This is a genomic window from Rhizobium leguminosarum (assembly GCF_010668065.1).
Taxonomy (GTDB): Bacteria; Pseudomonadota; Alphaproteobacteria; order Rhizobiales; family Rhizobiaceae; genus Rhizobium; species Rhizobium leguminosarum_S.
Genome location: NZ_WUEN01000003.1, coordinates 667,050 through 690,850, shown reverse-complemented (window position 1 = coordinate 690,850; position 23,801 = coordinate 667,050). Strand labels below are relative to the sequence as shown.

19 protein-coding genes are annotated in these 23,801 nt (G+C 61.7%); 9 read left to right on the top strand and 10 right to left on the bottom strand.

Translation table 11 applies throughout. The features are described 5' to 3' along the window. Positions 1-1,521 (bottom strand): ABC transporter substrate-binding protein, encoded by a 1,521-nt coding sequence (locus tag GR198_RS11600; RefSeq protein ID WP_164068980.1) that lies wholly within the window; start codon positions 1,519-1,521, stop codon positions 1-3. Between the two features lie 214 nt (positions 1,522-1,735). Between GR198_RS11600 and GR198_RS11595 the strand changes: the two genes are divergently transcribed. Both GR198_RS11595 and GR198_RS11590 read left to right on the top strand, forming a co-directional pair. Further along, positions 1,736-2,521, top strand: coding sequence for an IclR family transcriptional regulator (locus GR198_RS11595; protein WP_020046928.1), 786 nt, complete (start codon positions 1,736-1,738; stop codon positions 2,519-2,521). Between the two features lie 70 nt (positions 2,522-2,591). Beyond that, positions 2,592-3,329 carry a ribonuclease activity regulator RraA gene (locus GR198_RS11590; protein WP_164047587.1) on the top strand — a complete coding sequence of 246 codons (738 nt, stop codon included), beginning with the start codon at positions 2,592-2,594 and terminating at the stop codon, positions 3,327-3,329. A gap of 159 nt (positions 3,330-3,488) precedes the next feature. On the opposite strand, the gene GR198_RS11585 is transcribed toward GR198_RS11590, so the two are convergent. From GR198_RS11585 to GR198_RS11570, 4 genes are all read right to left on the bottom strand, one after another. Beyond that, a complete protein-coding gene (locus GR198_RS11585) occupies positions 3,489-4,511 on the bottom strand; it encodes a Bug family tripartite tricarboxylate transporter substrate binding protein (protein ID WP_164047668.1) in 1,023 nt (340 codons plus the stop codon). A gap of 131 nt (positions 4,512-4,642) precedes the next feature. Next, positions 4,643-5,530: an amidohydrolase family protein gene (locus tag GR198_RS11580; RefSeq protein WP_164047586.1), complete on the bottom strand. Its 888-nt coding sequence runs from the start codon at positions 5,528-5,530 to the stop codon at positions 4,643-4,645. Beyond that, positions 5,530-6,552 carry an amidohydrolase family protein gene (locus GR198_RS11575; RefSeq protein ID WP_011649051.1) on the bottom strand — a complete coding sequence of 341 codons (1,023 nt, stop codon included), beginning with the start codon at positions 6,550-6,552 and terminating at the stop codon, positions 5,530-5,532. The genes GR198_RS11580 and GR198_RS11575 overlap by 1 nt, the downstream gene beginning before the upstream one ends. Positions 6,553-6,794: 242 nt before the next feature. Beyond that, positions 6,795-8,048, bottom strand: coding sequence for a LysR family transcriptional regulator (locus tag GR198_RS11570; RefSeq protein WP_246711088.1), 1,254 nt, complete (start codon positions 8,046-8,048; stop codon positions 6,795-6,797). Positions 8,049-8,150: 102 nt separating this feature from the next. Here GR198_RS11570 and GR198_RS35375 point away from each other — a divergent pair, with 102 nt between their 5' ends. The 7 genes from GR198_RS35375 (at position 8,151) to GR198_RS11540 (ending at position 18,337) form a co-directional block, all read left to right on the top strand. Further along, positions 8,151-8,366 carry a hypothetical protein gene (locus GR198_RS35375; RefSeq protein ID WP_164047585.1) on the top strand — a complete coding sequence of 72 codons (216 nt, stop codon included), beginning with the start codon at positions 8,151-8,153 and terminating at the stop codon, positions 8,364-8,366. Between the two features lie 82 nt (positions 8,367-8,448). After that, complete coding sequence (dctA, locus tag GR198_RS11565) at positions 8,449-9,774, top strand: C4-dicarboxylate transporter DctA (protein WP_164069052.1); 1,326 nt, start codon at positions 8,449-8,451, stop codon at positions 9,772-9,774. A gap of 474 nt (positions 9,775-10,248) precedes the next feature. Further along, a complete protein-coding gene (locus GR198_RS11560) occupies positions 10,249-11,127 on the top strand; it encodes a DUF6030 family protein (protein ID WP_029871658.1) in 879 nt (292 codons plus the stop codon). 115 nt (positions 11,128-11,242) lie between these two features. Further along, positions 11,243-12,889, top strand: a complete 1,647-nt coding sequence (locus tag GR198_RS11555) for an acetolactate synthase large subunit (RefSeq protein ID WP_164068979.1) — start codon at positions 11,243-11,245, stop codon at positions 12,887-12,889. Position 12,890: 1 nt separating this feature from the next. Next, a complete protein-coding gene (locus tag GR198_RS11550; RefSeq protein WP_131712988.1) occupies positions 12,891-14,282 on the top strand; it encodes an aldehyde dehydrogenase family protein in 1,392 nt (463 codons plus the stop codon). A 306-nt stretch (positions 14,283-14,588) separates the two neighbouring features. Next, positions 14,589-15,713, top strand: coding sequence for a metallophosphoesterase family protein (locus GR198_RS11545; protein WP_131712989.1), 1,125 nt, complete (start codon positions 14,589-14,591; stop codon positions 15,711-15,713). Then, positions 15,710-18,337 (top strand): AAA family ATPase, encoded by a 2,628-nt coding sequence (locus GR198_RS11540; protein ID WP_164068977.1) that lies wholly within the window; start codon positions 15,710-15,712, stop codon positions 18,335-18,337. Before GR198_RS11545 ends, GR198_RS11540 begins: the two co-directional genes overlap by 4 nt. Positions 18,338-18,350: 13 nt before the next feature. On the opposite strand, the gene GR198_RS11535 is transcribed toward GR198_RS11540, so the two are convergent. The 5 genes from GR198_RS11535 to GR198_RS11515 all read right to left on the bottom strand — a co-directional run bounded on the left by GR198_RS11535 (position 18,351) and on the right by GR198_RS11515 (position 23,763). Next, positions 18,351-19,619, bottom strand: a complete 1,269-nt coding sequence (locus tag GR198_RS11535) for an MGH1-like glycoside hydrolase domain-containing protein (protein ID WP_164068975.1) — start codon at positions 19,617-19,619, stop codon at positions 18,351-18,353. A 19-nt stretch (positions 19,620-19,638) separates the two neighbouring features. Continuing rightward, positions 19,639-20,697, bottom strand: coding sequence for an ABC transporter ATP-binding protein (locus tag GR198_RS11530; protein WP_164047581.1), 1,059 nt, complete (start codon positions 20,695-20,697; stop codon positions 19,639-19,641). Positions 20,698-20,710: 13 nt separating this feature from the next. Continuing rightward, positions 20,711-21,568, bottom strand: a complete 858-nt coding sequence (locus tag GR198_RS11525; protein WP_164047580.1) for a carbohydrate ABC transporter permease — start codon at positions 21,566-21,568, stop codon at positions 20,711-20,713. Beyond that, positions 21,565-22,416, bottom strand: coding sequence for a carbohydrate ABC transporter permease (locus GR198_RS11520; protein ID WP_164068973.1), 852 nt, complete (start codon positions 22,414-22,416; stop codon positions 21,565-21,567). The genes GR198_RS11525 and GR198_RS11520 overlap by 4 nt, the downstream gene beginning before the upstream one ends. 72 nt (positions 22,417-22,488) lie before the next feature. Then, positions 22,489-23,763 carry an ABC transporter substrate-binding protein gene (locus GR198_RS11515; protein ID WP_164068971.1) on the bottom strand — a complete coding sequence of 425 codons (1,275 nt, stop codon included), beginning with the start codon at positions 23,761-23,763 and terminating at the stop codon, positions 22,489-22,491. Positions 23,764-23,801 lie beyond the last annotated feature (38 nt).

Here is a 23,801-nt window from a genome sequence, read left to right as displayed (position 1 = left end):
TCAGCGGTAGCTGATCGATTTAAGCTTGATCTCGTTGCCGGCCTGCACATCGGGTGTGTAGGTGACATTCTCGGCGACGCGGGCGATTGTGACCATGTGGAACAGCGGGACGATATTGACCGCATCGACGGCGATGTAGCTGAACGCCTCCTCGAACAGTTTCTTGCGTTCGTCGCCGGTTGCCTTCGACGCGTCGGCAATCAATGTGTCGAGCTTGGCATCGGCGATGGTCGACTGGTTACCGTCGGTGGTAAAACGGTTCGGCAGCGTGAATACGGCGTCGCCTTCGGTGTTGTCGATCTGCGTCTGCAGGATCGACGGCTGACGTTCCTTCTCCCAAGGCTTCAGCAGCTTCTTCAGCCACGGGCTTGTTTCAAGCATTTCGAGCCGGGCATTGAAGCCGGCATCCGCGAGCATTGCCTGAATGGCTTCCAGGCTTTCGGACGAATTGGGATAGATGCCGATGCGGCCGTAGATGACGATTTCCTCGTCGACCGGCACGCCATCGGCTTTCGCCGCGGCGAGCAGGGATTTCGCTTTTTCCGGATCATACGTCCAGACGGGGATGTCGGGATTGAAGCCGAAGACGGACGGCGGCACCGCCTGCATCGCCTTTTGGGCATCCTGGTGGAAGATGGTGCCGACAAGGCCGTCCCGGTCGATCGCAAGATTAAGGGCTTCACGCACGCGTTTGTCGTTGAGCGGCGGAATTTCTGCGTCGATCCTCAGCAGCGAGGTTTCGGCGTTCGGGAAGGCATGATCCTGTTCCGTGGTGCCGTCCTGGGGCGCTATTTCATATGCGATCTGTGCTTCACCGGTGGCGACCATCGCCGCGCGAACAGCGGATTCGGCGCGCCAGATGATGGTTGCGTTCTTGACCGCCGGCCTGTCGCCCCAATAGCCGTCATAGGCCACGAGGTCGACCGATTGCCCGGGCGTCCAAGCTGCAAGCTTGTAAGGTCCGGTTCCGGCCGGGGAACGCGACTTGCCGTCGTTCGGGGTCGCCGGCGAACCGATGTCCACGGCGGACATCTTGTTCGGCAGGATCGGCTCGACGATATCCGTTTTGATGAGGAGGGTCGTCGGGTTCACCGCTTCTGCATTGAACTTGACGCCCTTCAACGTCGCAAGTCCGACTTCACAGGCCAGTGCCGGATCCTGCGCCCGCTTGAGAGCGGCAACGACGGCATTGGCATCGAAGGCCTTGCCGTCGTGGAAGGTGACGTCGTCGCGGAGCTTGAATTCCCAGGTCAGTTCGCCCACTTGCCGCCAGCCGGTGGCAAGGCTCGGGACGACCGATCCGTCGGCCGGGCTCAGATTGACGAGCGCTTCCGTGATGTTGTTGTGCAGAATGCGAGAATTGCCCGAAAGGTCGGTGTCACAGGGATCGAGCGACTTCGGTTCGTCGGTCACCACCACCGTCAGCTTATCCGAGGCAGCGTCGGCGCGAATTGCGCTGCCTGGAGCCAGCTGAAATGCCAGTCCGATGCTCAGCGCACCAATTGCCTTGATCTTCTTCATGAAATCCCTCCTCCAGATCCAAACGAGCGGCATCCCGCCCATCGCAGTGCCGTCTTGTGAAAACCATCCGGTTGCGCACCGCCTCGGCGGCTATCCAAATGGCTTTACTTCCTCCGCCAAGCGCGTAGTGTCAAATGTGACACTCACGCCACTGAGCATGCTCGTTCAGTCCGGTGAAGTCAACATTATAATTCTCATATGGAATTCAAAGTTCATGATTGAACCAAAGCATGGATCACCCGTTGTCGAAAAGACCGCCCACCTGCTTGAGGCCGTTGCCGATGCGAAGACGGGAATTTCCCTGGCCGCGCTGGTCGATCAGCTTGGAGTTCCGCGTTCGACCGTCTATCGGATCCTCAATTCATTGGCCGCGCATGGGCTTGTGGCGCGGGTGAATGGTGGAGCATCCTACGAGTTGGGGCCAAAATTCGTCGAGCTTGCGCGGCGCATCTCGCCCGGCGCCGACAGGGCAACGGTGATCGAGGCGGCAAGGCCGATCCTGACGGCTGCGGCTGACCGCATTTTCGAATCCTTCAGGCTGGCCGCCCCCGAAGGCAACGAGATGATGACGATATTTGCAGCCTCCAGTCCCGGCGATTATTCGCTTTTCATCAAGGTCGGCAGTCGCTCGCGTAAACATGTCGGCGCCGCCGGCAAGCTCGCCCTTGCCTATTCGGACTACGGTGACATCGAGGCCTATTGCAGCGGCGGACTGGAGTCGAAGACGCCATACACGATTACCGATCCGGAGGCGCTGAAAGAAGCACTCGTTGAAATTCGGCGCAATGGATGCGCCGAGGACAATCAGGAATCCAACCTTGGCCTCCGGGCCTTTGCCGCGCCCGTCTTCGATTCCGAAGGTCGACTCGTCGCGACGATCAGCGTCCCGTTTATTGGTGAAGCGACGCCGGACAGGGCGCGCGCAATCAAGCGCGAGGTTGTGGAGGGCGCCGCCATCTTGACCAAGGCGATCAATGGCAAGCAGCCATTGTCCAAATAAGAAACATAAAATTCTTTATTGAACTATCTTCTCGTTATGCTAGAGCTTCCACCGGACAATGGAGGATCTCATGACGGCTTTGGACCCATCAGTTTACGCAAAGCTTTTGCGGACGAATTCTGCAAGTCTCAGCACTCTGTTGCTGAAGCGTGGCCTGAAGAACACCGCGGTTCGCGGCGTGCGACCGCTGGCGAGCGCCGGCAGGCCGATGATCGGCCCAGCCGTCACCGTACGCTACATCCCCGCACGGGAAGATATCGACGGTTCGACTTACAGTTCGGATCCGTCCAATCAACAGCGCAAGGCCATCGATACGATCCCCGACGGCCATGTTCTCGTCTTCGATTGCCGCTCCTTGGCGGAGGTCGCTGGCATTGGCGCCATGCTCGCCCGTCGTCTCGTCTATCGTGGCGCCGCCGGTCTCGTGCTCGACGGCGGCGTCCGCGATACGGCCGATATCGCGCAGCTGGGGCTCCCGACCTACTGCATGGGACCGGCAGCGCCGGCGAACCTGGTTGCCCACCATGCCTCAGACATGAACCAGCCAATCGCCTGCGGCGGCGTCGCCGTTTATCCCGATGACATCATCTTTGGCGACAGCGAAGCGGTGATCGTTATTCCGCGGGAATATGTCGATGACATTGCCGAAGAAGCTGTCGCGATGGAGGAGCAGGAAGAGTTTCTCAAGCTGGAAATCGAGTCAGGCAAATCGACCTTGGGCGTATACCCGCCAAACCAGGAGACCCTCGAGCGTTATGAGGCCTGGCGCCAAGCGAGATTGCTGAAAAGCTCCATCATCGCCTCCTAGAACAGGATGAAGCCCGAACCCGTCGCTGAAGACGGCGACCGAAAAGATCGTCAGCCGCAGCGACGGGATGATCGCGAAGTGGATGGGTGGGCATGCCGGATCGGCTGGAGAAGCGACCCGGCCGGCTGAGGCACGGGAAGGCTGGCGGACGCGTTCCGTCTATTGCCGCGCGATGCCCGCATCCTTTATGACCTTTGACCACTTGTCGATATCAGCCATCAGACGATCGCCGATTTCCTGCGGCGTGCTGGAACGGGCCTCGACGCCGAGATCCGCAAACCGCTTCTTGACGTCGGGGTCGCCAAGAACCTCGACGAGCGCCGTGTTCAGTTTGTTCACGACGGCCTGAGGTGTGCCGACGGGAGCGAAGATACCGTTCCAGGACGTGACATCGAACCCTTTTACGCCTTCTTCCTGGGCCGTCGGAACGTCCGGCAGGAGGATAGAACGGGCCGAGCCAGATGATGCAATCGCAACAGCCTGGTTCTGCTGAAGTGCCGCTTTTAGCGCCGTCTGGCTATCGATGATCAGGTCAAGCTCCCCACCGAGAAGGGCAACTTGAAGATCCGGCGTGCCCTTGTAGGGAACGATCGTGACGTCCACTCCGGCCGTCGATTTGAAGAGTTCGGCCGCAAGATTCTGGCTGCTCCCGACATTAATCGTCCCGACATTGAGCGCGCCCGGGTTTGCGCGGGCTGCCTCGAGAATATCCTTGAGGGATTTGAATTTACCATCCGCCTTGGTCACGAATACGAAGTCGAAATAGGCGAGGCTGGATACCGGAACGAAATCGGCGACGGGATCGAACTGCAGGTTTTTGAACAACGGAACGCTGACTGCAGTTCCGTTCGACAGCAGTGCGAGCGTATATCCGTCTGGCTCCCCATTCAGCGCCACCCGTGCGGCGACCGATCCTCCCGCGCCGGGCTGATTCAGGATGACGATCTGTTTCCCAAGCTTTTTGCCGAGAGAATCCGCAACGATGCGCGCAGTGATGTCGGCAATTCCACCAGGGCCGAAGGGAATGACAAGACTGATCTCGCGGCTCGGATAGTCGTTCTCCTGCGCCGGTGCTTCCACCGCCATCGCGAGTATTAGAACGAGCGCCGGGATAATCGATTTCATCAATGTTACGATCCGCCGGGATGGCGTGCTCACTTGTTGTCCTAGGCTCATGTTCATAATCTCCTCCTCTTAATAAATGTCGATGCACGCAGCGATGTCCGCACAACCGATGCATGAATGCCTTGCGCATCCAGATCGGCGCCCTCCACCTGCGTGGGATGCGTCGTCCAGCCATCCCCGAAGGCGGGTTACCGCCAATAGAGCCGCATAGGATTGTCAACCAGCAGCTTGCGCTGAAACTCCTCGGACGGCGCGATGCGCGGGATGATGTCCACCAGGGCGCCGTCGTCGGGCATGTGGTCCTTCATATTGGGATGCGGCCAATCGGTGCCCCACAGGACACGCTCCGGGAAGCGCTCGACCAGCGTCCGCGCAAACGGAACGACGTCGTCGTAGTTCGGTGGACCTGATTGCGACAGCCGCTCCGGGCAGCTCACCTTGCTGACGACATTTTCATGCTCGGTCATGAACCGGATAAAGCGGCCGAACTGCGGGCCGTCGACAGGTTGGGAGACATCCGGCCGGCCCATGTGGTCGACCACGACGGTCGTCGGTAGCGAGGTGAAGAAGTCCCAACGCTCCTCGAGATCGGCCGCCTCGAAATAGATCACCACCTGCCAGCCAAGCGGCGCGATACGGTCGATGATCGCACGATAATAGGCATCCGGTTTCGGGTCGACCAGGCGGCGAACGAAGTTGAAGCGCACGCCGCGCACGCCTGCGTCATGCAGTTCGGCGAGCTCCCCGTTCGTCACCGTGTCGCGTACCGTCGCTATCCCGCGAGCACGATCGCCGGCCGTATGCAGCGCATCGACCAGGGCACGATTGTCGGCGCCGTGGCATGTCGCCTGGACGATGACGTTGCGCTCGAATCCGAGAAAATCACGCAGGGAGAACAGTTGCTCCTTGCCGGCATCGCAGGGTGTGTACTTCCTCTCGGGCGCATAGGGAAACACATCCCCAGGCCCGAAGACATGGCAATGCGCATCCACTGCACCCGGCGGCGGAATGTAGCGCGGTTTGCTCGGGTCGGGATGATAGCGGAGCCAATCGGGATCCATCTGGAAATTTGCCATCACAGCCCCCGTGCCTTGAGCTGCGCATCGAGACGCGGATAGACGCGGCGCGCGTTGAGTTCGAACACCTTCCGCTTGTCCTCATCGGATATCGTCAGAGCTTCGATATAGCGCTTGGTGTCGTCGAAATAGTGACCCGTCTGCGGGTCGATCCCGCGCACTGCGCCAACCATTTCCGATCCGAACAGGATGTTTTCCACATCGATCACCTCGAACAACAGGTCGATACCCGGCTGATGATAGACGCAGGTATCGAAATAGACGTTCTTCATCACGTGTTCGGCCAGCGGCGGCCGCTTCAGCATGTCGGAGAGGCCGCGATAACGGCCCCAGTGATAGGGAACGGCTCCGCCGCCATGCGGAATGATGAACCGCAGCGAGGGGAAATCCGCAAACAGGTCGCCCTCGACGAACTGCATGAAGGCAATGGTGTCTGCGGCAATGTAATAGGCGCCGGTCGCATGCATCGCACAATTGCAACTGCCGGAAACGTGGATCATCGCGGGAACGTCGAGTTCCACCATCTTTTCGAAGAAGGGGTACCAGGCGCGATCGGTGAGAGGCGGCGAATCGAACTTGCCGCCGGAGGGATCGGGATTGAGATTGCAGCCGACGAAGCCGAGTTCGTTGACGCAGCGCTCCAGCTCGTCGATCGCGTTGGCGATCGAGACCCCAGGGGATTGCGGCAGCTGGCAAACGCCCACGAAAGTCTCGGGATAGAGATCGACCACGCGCTTGATCAGATCGTTGGAACGGCGCGCCCAGACCTTTGCCACCAATTCTCCGCCGATATGCGGCGCCATCGCCGAGGCCCGAGGCGAGAAAATAGTCATGTCGGCGCCGCGCTCGCGCAGCAGGCGCAGCTGGTTGGCCTCGATGGTCTCGCGGATCTCATCGTCGGAAATGTCCGGATAGGCGGGATCGATATCGCCGCCCGATTTGATGGCGGCCTCCTGTCGTGCTCGCCATTCGCCATGGAGCGCAGGGGCCGTGGTGTAGTGGCCGTGGCAGTCGATGATCATATCTTTGAGGTTCCTGTAGCGGCAAAGATGCGTTCGCCTCGGCAGCGAATTCCGCGGTCGGAGGGGAAGGCATGGGGAGCCGGCCGGCGATGACGCGGCTTAGCTCCTGGACCGGCATTCGCTCGAGGTCGCAGCCGGCGCGGAAGCCAGCCCCTACGGAAAGCCTGCGAAGGCTTTCCGAAACCGGTGAATGCGATCGTTTGGTGTTTGCTCATGCCCCGTTCTAACGAACCGGACGACGATCAGGCATATCGGAAGGGTTCACGCTCCATTGCTTTTCCTGAAGTCCACTCCGCACAAACCGTGCGGAAGGTATCCATGAATGCCGTTTGCAGCTGTGTCGGACGCCAGTCATCGCGCACCGTGAGGCCGATCTGACGACGCAACGACAGCCCAGCGCCGGCGACTTCGCCAAGCAGGCCAGCACGCCGTTCGAACAGGAACTGGTCGCGCGACATCAGCGTCAACCAATCGTCCTCCAGCATCAGCCCGCGCACTACCAGAACCGAACCGCATTCGATGCGTAGCCGTGGCGGCTCAAGCCCGTGCTCTGTGAACATCTCCTCCCACCGATGGCGCACCGGCGCGCCCGTCGCGGCGATAACCCATGGGAAATCCAATAGCCGCGAGAAGGCAAATCCCGGCTTGGACAGCAGGGGATGTCCGGCGCGACCGACGATCACCGGATCATCGATGAACAACGGTTCCTGAGCGATGTCCTTGACCGGCGGCGGGTCGCGCATTGCCCCGATCAGCAGATCCATCTCGCCTTCGCGGAGCCTGGCCAATAGCTCCACATATGGCCCCTCCACCACGTTCACCGACGCCATTGGATAGGCGCGAGCGAAACGAGCCAATGCCTGCGGCAACAGGATTGCGCGCGCCAGCGGCATCGTGCCGACGGTGACACGTCCGGCGCCTTCAGACCGCAGTGCCTCCAATTCGTCGAACCCAGCCTCCAGCTCCGATTGCGCCAGACGGGCGAACCGCAGCAACACGGCGGCGGCCGCCGTCGGTTGAACGGTACGCCCCTGCCGGACGAGAAGTGGCACACCCAGCAACTGCTCCAGATCGCGGCTCGCCCGATGCAATGCCGGTTCAGACAGGCCAATTCGCTTCGATGCCAGCGCAAAGCTGCCTGCTTGATCGACCGCGATTAGCGCGCGCAATTGTCCAAAAGTGATGCGCCGCTCGATATGAGGCAGCGGCGGCAAGCGGGCGCCACGTCGCACGCTTTGGCCGCCGCGCGCCACATAGGCGAGCGCGCGTTCGATGCGGGCGGTGATCAAGCGCCCCGCTTCGGTGCTGGTAACGCCGCTCGGCTGGCGATCGAATAGCACATGACCAAGCTGCGCCTCGACCTTGGCAACGGCTTGGGTCAGAGCAGGCTGCGACAAATTCATGGTGTGAGACGCGCTGCTGATGCTGCCCAGCCGCGCGGCGGCAGCGACGGCCTCGAGGTGGCGAAGGTTGAGTTCGCGGTGTGCAATCATCATCACACTTCAACACAGCTTATGACCGGTGCGCAAATCAAGTTTGCTTTGCCGCTCAATATTCCCTCCCCTAATTCCCAGCCAAGACAGGAGGGAAGATCGAGCATGCCCGATGCGATTACCCAGATCGAACGCGCCGATACCGCCATCATCCACGGCCTGGCAGATGCCGGAGTCCCCATCGTCCACGATGCGCAGGGACGCACGGGACCGCTGGCCGGCCGGTTGCGGCCGATCTTTGCGAGTGCCCGCATCGCTGCTTCCGCAGTCACCATTTCGGGGCCGCCGGGCGCGCCAATTGGACGGTGCAGTTGCCATTGAACAATTGAAAGATGTGACATCTTGGCCAAGCAGGCAGCTTGGGAGGAAACAAAACATGACGTATTTGGAGGCGAGTAAAACGATGACACCTGTGGATGAGACGCAAAAATCGCCGAGCCGATTTGGCCTCTTTGGCCAGTTGTGGTTTCAGGTGCTGGCAGGGACGCTGCTCGGCATCCTGCTGGGTCATTTCGCGCCCGCCACCGCGGTAGCGATGAAACCTTTCGGCGACGCCTTCATCAAAATGATCCGCATGATGATCGGGCCGATCATCTTCGTCACCGTTGTGCATGGTATCGCCGGCATGAACGACATGAAGAGCGTCGGGCGTGTCGCGCTGAAATCCATCATCTATTTCGAGGCGATCACGATCTTGGCGCTGATCTTCGGACTGATCGCAGTCGATCTGTGGCGTCCGGGCGAGGGCATGAACATCGACGCTGCCTCAATCGATACCGCATCGATCAAGACCTATCTTGCGACGGCGCACGACCAGTCCATTTCAAGCTATTTCCTTGACATCATCCCAGACACCTTCGCCAGCGCACTGACGGAAGGACACGTTCTGCAGGTCCTGTTTATCTCTGTCCTGTTCGGTATCGCCATTGCCGCCATCGGAGAACGCGGACGCCCGGTGTTCCAGGTGATCGAAAGCGCCTCCGAAGGGTTTTTCAAGATCATCGGCTACATCATGTACTTCGCGCCGCTCGGGGCCTTCGGCGCGATTGCCTTTACCGTCGGTCAGTTCGGCACCGCCTCGCTCTGGTCGCTGGGCGAGTTAATCATCGAGTTCTTCGTCGTCTGCGCCTTGTTCACAACAATCGTCCTCGGCAGCGTTGCCCATTGGTGCGGTGTCAGCTTGTGGCGGCTGCTAGGCTATCTCTGGGATGAAATCGTCATCGTCGCTGCGACCACCTCGACCGAAACGGTGCTGCCGCGCCTCATCCAGAAGATGCGCAAGGCCGGCTGTGAGGAAAGCGTGGTCGGCTTCGTCATCCCGGCCGGCTATTCGTTCAACCTCGACGGCACATGCCTCTATCTGACCACCGTCGCGGTGTTCCTGGCACAGGCGACGAACACACATCTGACCTTCTGGCACGAACTCGGCCTGATCGCAGTGTTGCTGCTCACCTCGAAGGGAGCGGCGGGCATCGCTGGAGCGGCCTTCGTTGTACTGGCGGCAACCCTGAATACCACCGGAACCATTCCCGTCGCCAGCATCGCGCTGATCCTCGGAATTCACCGCATCCTTGCCGAGGGGCTGACTTTTGTGAATCTGATCGGCAATGCGCTTGCCACCGTCGTGGTCGCCAAATGGGAAGGCAAGCTTGACGAGCAGCTGCTGGCCACCACTATCGGCAACGGCCGCTTGCGCGCCAGGCACCAGATCGCCGCCGCTGCGTTGTAACAGGGTGCAAGACTCAGCTCCGGCCTGCGATCTATCCTTATTGGAAACCGGGTTGTCGCATAGGTTCAGGTCCTGTGACAAAATTACGGGATGCCACCATGTACGACGAAATCTTGACGCCGCTTGTCCCGAGGCAAGCGTGCCACTGAATATGCCATCAACCCTGCGACGCGCAGCCTGATCGATCGCCGCCTGCTTGACGCTGCACACACGCGACTTCACACTCGCAGTGTCGAAGGTGAGTCGGACAGACTGTACCGTTTTTCGCATCCGTTGCTCACCTTAGAAGGAGTCGCCAGCAGGGGCTGATTGATCCAATCGCCGACCGACACCGGTTGGTCGCAAATAGGATCGAGATTGATTGAGTTCGAACTCGCAGCCGCTCCTATTTGCTTGTGAGGTCGCGCCGTGGATAAAGTGTTATCACCCGTCGATCCTCCTCGCGACAGTCCACGTTGGCACCGGAACTTCCCATTGCCGAGCAACCGTTGGTCCCTGCTTTGGCCGGGGCTTTTGATATCGATTTTGCTTCTTGCAGCCCTCGTCATTTTTTACCATGAAGTCCACCACCTCGAAGAGCCGGTCGAGCCCTTTGAAACTCGAACTCTCAATAAGGCTGCCCGATCACCTCGCATCGCCGCCCGCCCAGATCCGGCGGCTCCTTCTCCCCTCCCGTCAACGTCGATATCGCTGCAACTGATCGAGGTCCCGAAGCTGGAATTGGCAAGTCAGTTTCTGCGGATCTGGCGCGTCTCGGGGCGGAATATGTGCGGTGCTCTTCGAGAGGCCGGCATCGAGATGAGCGAATGGAAAGCCGCATCGATGCGCAATCGCAGCTATGAATGTTATTTTCAGCGCATCTACGAACGGGACGAGGTGCGTCCCCTCAGCTCGACCTTCGTTAAGGTTCGTGGAGATGAAATGGGCGGTATTCTTGATATCCGCGCCAAGATCATTGGGCCGACGACCGACGCCCAGGGACGTCTCGCTCCGGCTGTCCTGCGCATTTTCGAGATCATCGTGAAGCAGGCGTGCTGGCGTGATTTCGAGGATACTCTTGCCTCGATTCAAAACCTTCGAAATGTCGAATACGAACGATTCGGCTCCTATCTCAGCTTTACGCGCGAAGCAGACAGCGCAAATGTCTTCAATTTTGTTCTTGGTCTTAAGGCGACTTCAAATTCGCAGGTGAAGACCAAGACGTATTTTTCGACTGAGCGCTGGCTCCAAATGCCCGCAGTGCTCCCGCGAGCTTCATCCACAGTGAGCGCTCGGAAACGTCCATATGAGCCAGCGCTCAATGACGGCGCAAGCACTCGTCACGATCCGGGATCGAGCCGGAACTGTGGCTGAACATCGACGATAACCGCCGATGCCGCCGAACGCATGGACAGGCCCGGAAAAGAACATATCTTCGAGAGACCTTCCTTTTTGGAAGTCTCGAATCAAACAGCACGGGCACACATCCATGACCAAAGGCTCCGATCTTCTAGTGGCAGCGCTTGAGAACGAAGGTGTCGACCGCATTTTCGGCATCCCAGGCGAAGAGAATCTCGACGTCGTCGAATCCATCCGCAAGTCGTCGATTGAGCTCGTCCTCACCCGACACGAGCAGGCAGCAGCGTTCATGGCCGCGACCTATGGCCGCCTGACTGGAAAGCCCGGCGTCTGCCTGACAACGCTTGGCCCCGGCGCTCTGAACCTCTCGACGGGTGCCGCCTATGCCTTGCTCGGCGCGATGCCGATGGTGATGATCACAGGTCAGAAGGGGATCCTCTCGTCCCGCCAGGCACGTTTCCAGGTGGTCGACGTCGTCGCGTCGATGAAGCCGCTGACCAAGCTCGCAAGGCAGATCGTGTCGCCGCAGATGATCCCGACGACGGTCAGGGAAGCGTTCCGCATCGCCCAGGAGGAAAGGCCGGGGCCGGTGCATCTGGAGCTTCCGGAAGATATCGCGGCCGAAGAATGCCAGGAGGTGGCGCTGATTGCGCCGCATCAGCTCGAACTGCCGACGGCAAGCGACGCGGCCCTCGATCGCGCCGCCGCCCTCATTGCCGCAGCCAAACGTCCGCTTCTGATGTTCGGGGCCGCCGCCTCGCGTCCCCGCTCGACATCGGATATTGCGCAGTTTGTGATCCGTACGCGCATTCCGTTCTTTACCACCCAGATGGGGAAGGGAACGGTGCCCGGCGGAACCGAACTTTATATGGGCACCGCGGCGCTGTCGGAGCGGGATTATGTCCACGAGGCCATCGAACAGGCCGACCTTATCATCACGATCGGGCACGACACGATCGAGAAGCCACCTTTCATCATGGGCAAGGGCGGCCCGAAGGTCGTTCATATCGGATATCAGCCGGCGACCGTCGAGCAGGTCTATTTCCCGCAATCCGAGGTCATCGGCGACATCGGCCCTTCGCTGAAGGCGCTGGCGGATCGCCTCGAGGGCAAGCTACCAAATGCGCAGGCGCTTCTCCATCTCCGCGAGCGCATTCTCGCGCGCATCGCCGCGCGGGCGACGGAGGATCGCTTCACGCCACAGCGGCTGGTCCACGATATAAGAGAAGTGATGCCGCATGATGGCATCCTGGCGCTCGACAACGGCATGTACAAAATCTGGTTTGCCCGCAACTACCGGACGCGGATGGCGAACACGCTGCTGCTCGACAATGCTCTTGCAACGATGGGAGCGGGGCTGCCGTCGGCCATGGTTGCCTCGATGCTCTACCCGGAGCGGCGTGTCATGGCGATCTGCGGCGACGGCGGCTTCATGATGAACTCCCAGGAACTCGAAACCGCCGTCCGGCTGAAACTCAACCTCGTGGTTCTTGTCATCGAGGACAATGCTTATGGGATGATCCGCTGGAAGCAGGCGGTGGACGAGTTCCCGGATTTCGGGATGACCTTCGGCAATCCCGACTTCGTGAAATATGCCGAATCCTACGGCGCCAAGGGAACCAGGGTCGACGATATCGGCCAGTTCAAACAGGTGCTCGAAGAGGCATTCTCCGGAGGTGGCGTCCATCTGGTGAACGTTCCGGTCGACTACTCGGAAAATGAACGCGTGCTGGTGAAGGAGCTTCGCGAACGGCTCCCCGCGATACTGGAGGCCTGAGATGCAGTCTACCATGAAGGTCTACCAGGCGTTCAACCGCGAGCCGATTGCAGAGCTGCCGGCAGACGACGTGGCCGCACTCGAGCGCAAGCTTCAGCTCGCCGCCAAAACCTTCGCCGATCGCGATGGCTGGCTGCCCCCGCATCAACGGATGGCGATCCTCAGAAAGGCGTCTGCGCTTCTGCAGGAGAACCGCGATCGTTTTGCGATGATGATCGCCCGTGAAGGCGGCAAGCCGCTCACGGATGCGATCATCGAGGTGACGCGCGGGATCGACGGCCTGGTGAACGCGGCGGACGAGCTGCGCAATTTCGGCGGCAAGGAAATCCCCATGGGGCTGACCGCCGCCAGCGCCAACAGATGGGCCTTCACCACCAAGGAACCGATCGGCGTCGTGGCGGCGATATCGGCCTTCAACCATCCGCTCAATCTCATCATCCACCAGATCGCGCCGGCGATCGCCGTGGGTTGCCCGGTGATCATCAAGCCGGCGGCAACAACGCCGATTTCCTGCATCGAGATCGTCAAGCTGTTCTGGGAGGCCGGTCTCGACGAACGCTGGTGCCAGACCCTCATTACCGAGGACAACGCGCTTGCCGAGGCCTTCGCAACCGATCCTCGCGTGGCGTTCCTGAGCTTCATCGGTTCCGCCAAGGTCGGCTGGTACCTCAAGAGCAAGCTGCCGCCGGGCACCCGATGCGCGCTGGAGCATGGCGGAGCGGCACCCGTCATCGTCGACCGCAGCGCCAATGTCGATGCGATTGTCGGCACTATCGTCAAAGGTGGCTATTATCACGCTGGGCAGGTCTGCGTGTCGGCTCAGCGTCTTTTCGTGCACGAGGATATTCTGGCTTCCTTCACCGAAGCCCTCGCCGCCAAGGTTGCAGCCCTGCGTGTCGGGGATCCAACACTTACGCAAACCGAGGTAGGGCCGCTCATCCTGCCACGCGAGGCAGACCGCGTCACGACCTGGATCAAGGAGGCGACGGACGCCGGAGCCAGACAGATCGGAGGCGGGCGGATGTCCGAGACGACACTGCTGCCATCTGTCTTGCTGAACCCGCCTACTGAGGCGAAAGTGTCGGTGCTCGAGGTCTTTGGACCGCTGACCTGCGTCTACGGCTACCGCGACCTTGACGAAGCGATCCGCATCGCCAACTCGCTGCCCTATGCCTTCCAGGCAAGCGTCTTTTCCGCCGACATAGCGGTTGCTCTCAAGGCGGCAAAACATCTGGATGCATCGGCCGTTCTCGTCAACGACCACACGGCGTTCCGCACCGACTGGATGCCTTTCGCCGGACGCAGGCAGTCAGGATACGGGGTCGGCGGCATTCCCTGGACGATGGAAGAGATGGCCGACGACAAGATGGTGGTGTTCAACCAGGTGACTTAGGGGCAGCGATGATGGGATCAACTGTTCGATTTCCCTCGGCAAGTAAAACCCTTGGATAATAGACGATGCCTTCGCCGACGTGGTCGGTCACCGCGCCTGCATAATTCTTCTACGGCGACGGGATGGGTGTCGTGCACCGCTCAAAATTAGACAAACATTGGATAACCGCTTGCTCGGCCAGGATGGACTTGCCTCGCCCATAACCGGGAGGCATGGTCTGCCTCGGAACAACGGAATCACAACTGCGGACGAGAGGTCCTTGGCCATGCTCGAAAACTCGCAGCGCATCGCAAACATGGCTGATTAATGTTTTCCTTCCTGCACAGTTCGGACCTGCATATCGGCAAGCGATTTGGCAATCTTCCGGAGGATTTGAGAGGGCGCCTGCGCGAGGCGCGGCATGGCGTGATCGGGAGACTCGCCAGTGCGGCACGAGAGCATGGGGCGGGTACTATCCTGCTCGCGGGCGACACCTTCGACACCGAGACGCCGACGCCGGCCGTGCTTCGCCAAGCGCTTGGCGAGATGGCTCGGAATACGCCGCTGCGCTGGGTTCTGCTTCCGGGCAACCACGATTCACTGCTGGCGGATCAGCTCTGGAGCGCGGCGCGTGGCGTGGTGCCCGACAATGTCATCCTGGCGACGGAAGCGGCGCCCCTTCCGCTTGAACCTGATGTCATCCTGCTGCCGGCGCCTTGCACGACCAGGAGGCCGGGCCGCGACCTGACCGAATGGATGACGGGTGCAGCCACGCCGGATGGTTCCATCCGCATCGGCCTCGCCCATGGCCCGATCCAGGAATTCTCGGAGGATGCCACGGCCACCAATGTGATTGCGCCGAACCGCGCGGCGTTGGCCGGCCTCGATTACATGGCGCTCGGCGATTGGCACGGATCGGTGGCGGTGGACGCCAGAACATATTACAGCGGCGCGCCAGAGCCGGACCGTTTCAAGCATGACCGGCCGGGGCAGGCGATGATCGTTTCGATTGCCGGGCAGGGAGCGATGCCGACGACGACGGCTGTCGCGACCGCCAGCTTTTCCTGGCAGACATTGCACCTTCCCCTGCTGGCGTCAGAAGACGGTGTTGAAGCGCTGAAGGCCGCACTGCCGGAACCGTTCGCGCGGCGACAAACCCTGTTGCGCGTCGCACTGTCCGGCCGTGCGCGATTGAACGGGCGCACAGCAATGACCAGCCTGCTGCAACAGGTCGCGCCGGAATTTGCGCATCTGGAGATCGATACGGAACTGCTGGGGACCGATTGCGAGAGCGATGATCTCGAGATCATCGACCGAGCCGGTGCGCTGCGCGATACTGCGGATTTGCTGCTTGCCGAAAGCCTCGACCAATCCCGCTCGGGCGATGACAGGGGCGTGGCGCGCGAGGCGTTGATCCGCCTGTTTTCCTATTGCGAGGCGATTGATCGATGAAACTCAACGCTCTTCGCCTTCACAATGTCAAACGCTTCGCCGGCCGCGGCATATCCGTCGAAGGAATCGCCGACGGCGTCAATGTGCTGAGCGCTGCCAACGAACATGGCAAATCAACCTGTTTCGAGGCGCTGCATGCGCTGTTCTTCCAGCCGCACGGCGGCACGCCAAAGAGCGTTCAGATGCTGCGCCCCTATAGCGGCGGCAATCCGATCGTCGAGGCCGATATCACGACAGAAGCTGGCCGCTACCGCCTGACCAAGCAGTTCTATGGCGGACGGCGCGCCAGCGTCACCGATCTCGGCAGCGGCCGGCTCGTCGCCCAGGCCGACGAGGCCGAGGCTTTCATCGGCGATCTCATTTCCGGCGGAACTGCCGGCCCGGCGGGCCTGCTCTGGGTGCGGCAGGGCGTCACCGGCATCGAAAATCGCAGCAAGAGCGAGGAAGAAAACGACAAGCGTGTGCGCGAAAGCCTGCTGTCTTCGGTGCAGGGCGAGGTGGAGGCGCTGACGGGCGGACGGCGCATGTCGGCGGTGCTCGAAGCCTGCGAGGAAGAACTCAATCGCCTGGTCACCGCGACGCTCCGGCCAAAGACCGGAGGCCGCTTTGCCGCCGCGCTCGACGATCGTGACCGGCTGCAGGCGGAGGAGGCGCGGCTGGCCAAGGAGGTGGAGATGCTGCACGGCGCGCTCGACCGCCGCCGCTCAGTGCAGGCCAGACTCAGCGAACTGGAAAATTCGGACGAAGAGGCCGGCCGGAGAGCGGCGATTGCCAATGCCGAGTCAGTGCTCGAGGCAGCTAAACTGCACGACAGGGAGCTCAAAGCGCTCGACGCCGAGGCTACTTTGGCTGCCAGCCGCCGCGATGAGGCGCAGCAGGCTTTCGACCGCTTCCACACGGCATTGAACCGCAGCGACGAACTCGCGCGGCGTTTCGCCGTGGCGGAAAAAGAACTCTCAAATGCAGCCGAGCGACGCGCGGCATCGCTTGTTGAAAGCGAAGCTGCGACGGCTGAGGTGCAAGCGGCCGAAGAGGAAGAGCGGGTAAACCGCGAGCTGCTTGCGCGGCTGGAGGCAGCGCTCCGTTCACGCCACGCCGCAGAGCGGCTGGCCGAGGTGCGTCTGCGTCTGGAACAGGCCGAAGCGGCGCGCCAGCAGATCGAAGATGGCGAGGCTGCACATGCGTTGCTCGCCATTCCGCTCGATGCGATCGAACGGCTTGAAGCGCTGGATCTCAAGATCGTCGGCTTGCGCGCGGCCGCCGAGGTCGGCCTTCCCACGCTCAGGATCGATTACCTGAAGGACGTCTCAGGTTTGGTGAGCATGGACCGCCAGCCTTTGCCCGGGGGCGAGGATAGAAGCTTTGCCGGGATGGCGAGGCTTGACATAGCAGGCGTCGGCACCCTGACCATCCATTCCAGCCGACAGGCAGATCAGGACGGGGCGCTGGAGAGTGCGGAAGCCACGCGCCAAACATTGCTTGCCAAGCTCGGTGTCGACAGTCTGCGGGCGGCACGACAGCGCGATATTGCCGCGCGGAACAAGCAGGAGGAGCTGGTGCGGGCACGCCAGCGGCTCGCTGATCTCGCCCCGAATGGCATCGACGAACTTCACCTCGACGCCGCACGCTTTGCTGAACTCAGCCAGGGTCCGGTCGAACTCGACGCCAACCCGGAGGAGGTGCGCGCCCGTCTCGCCGATGCGACGCGACGCATCGAACTGGCGCGCAATCGGGCGCGGGAGGCGTCAGTGATGCGCACGGAAGCAGGCGAGGCCATATTGCGCGCGCAGACCGAGCACGCCAGGCTTGGCCAGGAACGCGAGGCGATCGAAGCGGTCATCGGCCCCGAAGCCGGCCGGACTGAATTGCAACAGGACCTTGCCGTAAAACTTTCCAGCGCCAAAGAACAGGTCGATGCTGTCGAACTCCGGGCCGCGCCTTTGCGCAGGACAGGTCGGGACCTCGCAGGCGCAGAGGCCGCCCTTGCCAGGGCGCGCTCGGTCGCCGACGCCGCAGGCCGCGAAATTGCCAAGCTTCGCGAGGAGCTTGCCGATCTCGGCGGTCAGATCCGCACCCGCTCAGACAGTGCGGTGGAAGAAAACTGGCTGGAAACTCGCGGTTTGCTTGACGCTGCGCGGGAACAGGTAAAGTGTTTCGAGGCGGAGGTCGCCGTCCTGGATCGCCTGCGCAAGGCGCTGACGGCGACGCGAGCAGCCGCGCGCGACCTCTATCTCAAACCTGTCATGAACGAGCTCGCCCCGCTGGTGGGCCTGCTGTTCGACGATATCTCGATTACCTTCGACGGCGACACCTTGCTGCCGCAGATCGTGCGCCGCAACGGCCTGGACGAGGATGTCGATCGGCTGAGCGGCGGCATGCGGGAGCAGCTCTCGGTGCTGACCCGCCTCGCATTCGCAAGGCTGCTCGCCCGCGACGGCCGGCCGGCGCCCGTGATCCTCGACGACGCGCTTGTTTATTCCGACGATGACCGGATCGAGCGGATGTTCGACGCGCTGCACCGCCAATCGAGCGACCAGCAGATCCTCGTCTTCTCTTGCCGCCAGCGCGCCTTCGCCAAGCTGGGCGGCAACGTGCTCACCATGCAGCCATGGCAGCCGGATTGATGAGGATCGATTCTCAGGCAAGCACTCTGCCACGCTCAAGCCACAGATAGGCTGCGGCCGTCCAGGAAAAGCCGAGGCCGCCGCAGCCTTCACCGGTGACCGGGTCGAAATATTCGGCGAAACCTTCCGTCTCGATCGCCGCTATGGTGGATTGCCGCAGCTCTTCGGCGACATCCGCATAACCATTGCGTTTCAGTCCGTCGATCAGCAGCCAGTTGATGATCGCCCAGGCGGGGCCGCGCCAGTAGCGCTTCGGCTCCCAGCTGGCGATGCCGGGTTTGGTTGTGGGGAAGGCAACCTTGAGATCCTTGGACCAGGACTTCATTTCCGAAACCAGGGCGTCGGCAACCTGCCTGTCGAGGTCCAGTGAGAGGAGCGGAATGAAGCCGGCTTGCGTGGCGGCTTCGACATCTTCGCCGGAGATCAGGTCGCGCGAGACGAAGCGGGCAAGCTCCGGCCGCCATTGGGCCGTCATCGCCTTGCGAGTGCGGTTGTTGAAGGCAGCGATCTCGATTGCGTCGCCGGTCCGGCCGAACAGGCGGGCAAGGTGTTCGAGGTCTTCGCCGGCCTTGAGCAGGATGGCGGTCGTCTGGATCTCGGCGACCTTGAACGATGCTTTTTCCCATTGCCGCGCCGGCTCCCAGCCGCAAGCGGCATAGGTATCGACGAGATGAATGAAGCGGCGGTAATCCTCGTCGCGAGGACGCATGTCGGCATCGACATGGCCGGTATCCTTGCGCACGACACGCGTATCGGTACTGGTCGGCACCCGGGCGAGCGCGATGTCCCAGGCGGGAGAATTGTCGCTGCCGCTTTCCCAGGGATGCAGCAGCGCGACGAGCCCCGTGCCTTCAGGGTCGCGCGCCGAATACCACCAGCGATGCCATTTCAGCGCCGCCACGTAGAGGGGCAGGGTGCGGGCTTCGGCACCCTTGCCGGCGACTTCGTGCAGCTTGCGCAGCGCGATTGCGAAGACCGGCGGCTGGGTTATGCCGGAGGTCGGGATCGTGTGCTGCGTGCGCCAGACATCCGGTCCGGGGAAATAGGTTTCGCTTGGTGCATGGAAGACGATATGTGGGATCATCCCGTCCATCCACTGACCCTCGACCAGCCGCTCCAGCTCGCGATAGGCGCGGTCGGTATCATAGAGCGCGAAGCCCATGGCGACGAAGGCGGAATCCCAGTTCCACTGGAAGGGGTAGAGCCTGTCGGTCGGCACGGTATAGCCGCCACGATCGTTCACGGCGAGGATGCGCTTCGCCTGGTCGATATGCGTGTTCATTCTGGATGCTCCGGTATTCTTAGGCCAAAACGGCCGGAAAGGACTTGCCGCTTTCAGGCGAAAGCCAGGTGATGCGCTTCTGGTCGAGCCTCAGGCCGATCGTATCGCCGCTCTTCACGGTTTCCGAGGCCGGCAGGATGACGCGGACCGGCTGGTCGTGGATCGAGCCGGTCAACAGCAGGTGCGAGCCCATCGGTTCGGCAACGCGTACCCGCATTTCGAGACCCTGGGGCAGCGGCGCGAGTTCGACAGCCTCGCCGCGCAGGCCAAGGATGATTTGATCGCCGGATTCCTGCGGCGCCACGAGCCGTTCGGCGCCGGCCGCCACCTGGCCGTTCGAAACCGGCACCTCGATGAAGTTCATCGGCGGGTTGCCGATGAAGCCGCCGACGAAACGTGTCGCCGGGTGGTTGTAGATCTCGACCGGATGGCCGACCTGCTCGACCACGCCGCCATGCATGACGGCGATGCGGTCGGAAAGGCCCATCGCTTCCGTCTGGTCGTGGGTGACATAGATCGTCGTGGTGCCTGCCGATTGCAGCACGGTCTTGAGCTCGGTGCGCATTTCCAAGCGGAGCAGCGCGTCGAGATTGGAAAGCGGCTCGTCCATCAGCAGAACCTTCGGTTCGACGGCAAGGGCGCGAGCGACCGCAACGCGCTGGCGCTGGCCGCCGGAAAGCTTGTTCGGGTAGCGGTCGAGATATTGCTCGATATGCAGGAGGCCGGCGGCTTTCTCGACCTGCGCCTTCACGCGTGCGTCGTCGGCCTTCTGCATCCGCAGCCCGAAGGCGACGTTTTCGTAGACCGTCATATGCGGAAAGACGGCATAGTTCTGGAAGACCATCGCAAGGCCGCGATCCCGGGGTGCCAGGCCGATCACCGACTTGTCGCCGATACGGATATCTCCCGCTGTTGCCGTCTCGAGGCCGGCGATGATGCGCAGCAGCGTGGTCTTGCCGCAGCCGGACGGGCCGAGCAGCGATACGAATTCGCCGTCGTTGATCGTCAGCGAGACCTCTTTCAGCGCCTGGAAGGCTCCGAAGCTCTTGCGGATGCGGTCGATGACAATATTGGCCATATCTCTGGTCCCGTTATTTGGAGGAAATGCCCCAGATCGCGAAGAGGTAGCGCCTGACCGCGAAGATGAAGACAACCGAGGGGAGGATGAGCATCAGGCCCCCGGCAAAACGGTAGTGCATCGGGCTTTCCGAAAGCACGGTCAGCAGGTAGGCGGTCAGCGTGCGGTTGCGCACCGTCAGCACCGAGGCGGCAAAAACCTCGTTCCAAGAGATGACGAAGGCAAAGACCGCTGTTGCGACGATGCCGGGGAGCGCCAAGGGTGCCACCACTTTGAAGAAGGCCTGGATGCGGGTGCAGCCGAACACCCAGGCGGCTTCCTCCAACTCCTTCGGCACGCCGAGGAAAATACCCTGCGTAACGAGTGCCGCGAAAGGCAGCGCCAGCACCGTATGGATCAAGCCGACGCCGAGGATCGTATCGTAGAGGCCGAGCCGGATGAAGGATACCGTCAGCGGCAATGCCAGGATTGCCAGCGGAAAAGCGCGGGTCAGCAACACCAGCAGGCGGTAGCTGTCCTTGCCGCGGAAATCGTAGCGGGCGAGCGCGTAACCGGCCGGCGCGCCGAGCAAGATCGAAAGCGCCACCGTGATGCCGGCTGCCCCCAGCGAATTGAGAAAGGATTGGACGACGCCTTCGGTTTTCAGAAAGAGAATGAAGGGCTCCAGCGATATGCCCGTGGGAAGACCGGTCTTCGGCCAGATGTAGACGCCCTGGCGACCGCCGAGCGCGCCGAGTGCGACCAGATAAATCGGCACCAGCACCCAGGCACAGAGGGCGGCGATGCCGCTCCAGAGAAGCCAGCGGCGCGAGGAGACGAAGCCGGCGGTTCTGGGAGTGTCCGCGGTCGTTCTGACGGTATCCGTGGTCATGGCAGGCGCTCCGGATCGACCTTCAAGGCTTTGAGATAGATAAGCGTGGCGGCAAGCGAGATGATCATGATCAGCACCGCATAGGCAGCAGCGACGCTGTAGTTCTGGTTCTGGTTTTGCCAGTTGTAGGCCTCGCCGACGAGAACCGGGAAATTGCGCCCGCCGAGCGCATAGACCACGGCGAAGACCTCGAAGGCGAGCACGGTGCGCAGGATCAGCGCCGATTGCAGGGCAGGGCGGATCAGCGGCAGGGTGATGCGCCAGAAGCGCGTCCACGGACCAGCGCCGAAAATTTCGGCGGCTTCCTTGAATTCCTTCGGCACCTGGTTGAGGCCGGCGACGATGATGACCATGACGATGGCCGTGCCGCGCCAGATTTCGGCAACCGCAATTGCGAGGAAGAGCGCGACCGGCGTCTGGTAGGAGAGCCAGCTTGCCTGCCTGCCGATGATGCCGAGGCCGAAGAGCAACGAATTCAGATAGCCGGTATTCTGCAGGATCGACAGCCAGACGAGACCGGCGGCGAGATCGGAAATGCCGAGCGGGATCGTCCAGATCCACAGGATCGTCTCACGCCCGCGGCCGACCTTGGCGACCATCGTGCCCATGGCAAGCGCCAAGGCGATCTGCACCGGCACGACCGCGATCGTCAGCAGGAAGGTGTTCTTCACCGAACGGGTGAAATTGATGTCGGTGATCATGCGCTCGGCATTGGCGAGCGACGGCGCGCCATTATCCGACACCGCCAGCCAGATCGTCTGCACCAGCGGCACGACAAACAGCAGCGCCAGAAAGGCGACGGATGGCAGGATCAGCAGATAGGGGATCCAGGGTCGGCTATTGGTCATCGGCTCCCGCCTTGACGAGCAGAGTGTTGGAAGAGCGCCCGGGCATTCCGCCCGGACGCTTCATGGGCGGATTTACTCGACCGGGCAGGGGCCGTCGCTCTTGGCATCGGGCGCCCAGCAGGCAGCTTTCGTATCGGCCATCAGCTTGGCCATTGTCGCGCCCTGGGCCTTCAGGACGTCTGCGACGGGCTCGTTCTGCAGCACGATGCGCTGGAAACTGTCCATGTAGACCTTGTTGAACTCGCCGCCTTTGTCGCCGAGGCCGACCGGGAGCAGCGAGATGACCGCGTCCTTGGAAGCCTGGATGGCGGTGACCGCACCGGCGAGCAGGGCGACGCCGGCATCGAGATCCGGCGGCAGCTTGATGTTCAGCGTCGGGAAGAAGCCGACCTTGGAGGCAGTCAGGAGCTGCGTCTCCGGCATCGAAAGGTGCTCGATGACCTTTTCGGCGCCGGCCTTGTCGGGTGCACCCTTCGGAATGGCGAGACCGGCAACGACCGGCATATAGCCGCGGCCCTTCGGACCCGCAGGCGCCGGGAAGACGACGTAATCGTCAGGTGCTGCGGAAATGGCATTCTTCAAGCGGGCGATATGGTCCCAGGCGACCATAACTTCGCCGGCTGCCAACGGCTCCTGCATGAAGTCGTAGCTGGTCGAGTTCGGCGTCACATAGGCCCATAGCGCCTTCAGCTTCTCCCAGCCGGCGGCCGCATCGGCACTCTGGAAAGTGCGCACGACGCCGCCGGTGAAGGACGGATAGAAATAGCCCTGGAAATAACGCGCCATCAGGCCTTTCGGGCCGGCGGGAAAGCCGATCTGTGGCTGGCCGGTTGCGTCCTGCATATTCTTGCCCCACTCGATCAGCTGATCGTAGTTCAGCGCGTTCACGTCGGCGCCGGCGGGCAGGTATTGCAGCGCTTCCTTCTTGGCGGCCATCACATAGGTCGCCTGCATCCATGGGATGTACTGCTGGGTCGACTTGCCGAGCTTGCCGAGGTCGAGCAGCGACTGCGGCATGCCGCTCGCAGCCAACTTCTTGGCGAGATCGTCGAGCGGCTCGAGCGTGTCCTTGTCGGCAAGCGGCGAGAGCTCGCCATGCAGCGCGCCGACGAGGCTGACGGTGTGCTTGCCGGCCTGGCGTTCGGCTTCCATGCGGACGGCAAACTGCGGCGGCTCCTCGACCACGTAATCGACCGAGCCGACGTCCTTCAGGAGTTCCTCGCGAACGACGGTCGCTTCCTCGATCGGACGAAGCTGGGTGGACACGAAAACCGTCTGGGCAAGCACCGGCGAGGCGAAGGCCAGCACGGTGGAAGCCAGAATTCCAAATGACATGATATGTTTCATCTTCTCCTCCTTCATTGTTCTTTGTTTGAATGCACGGC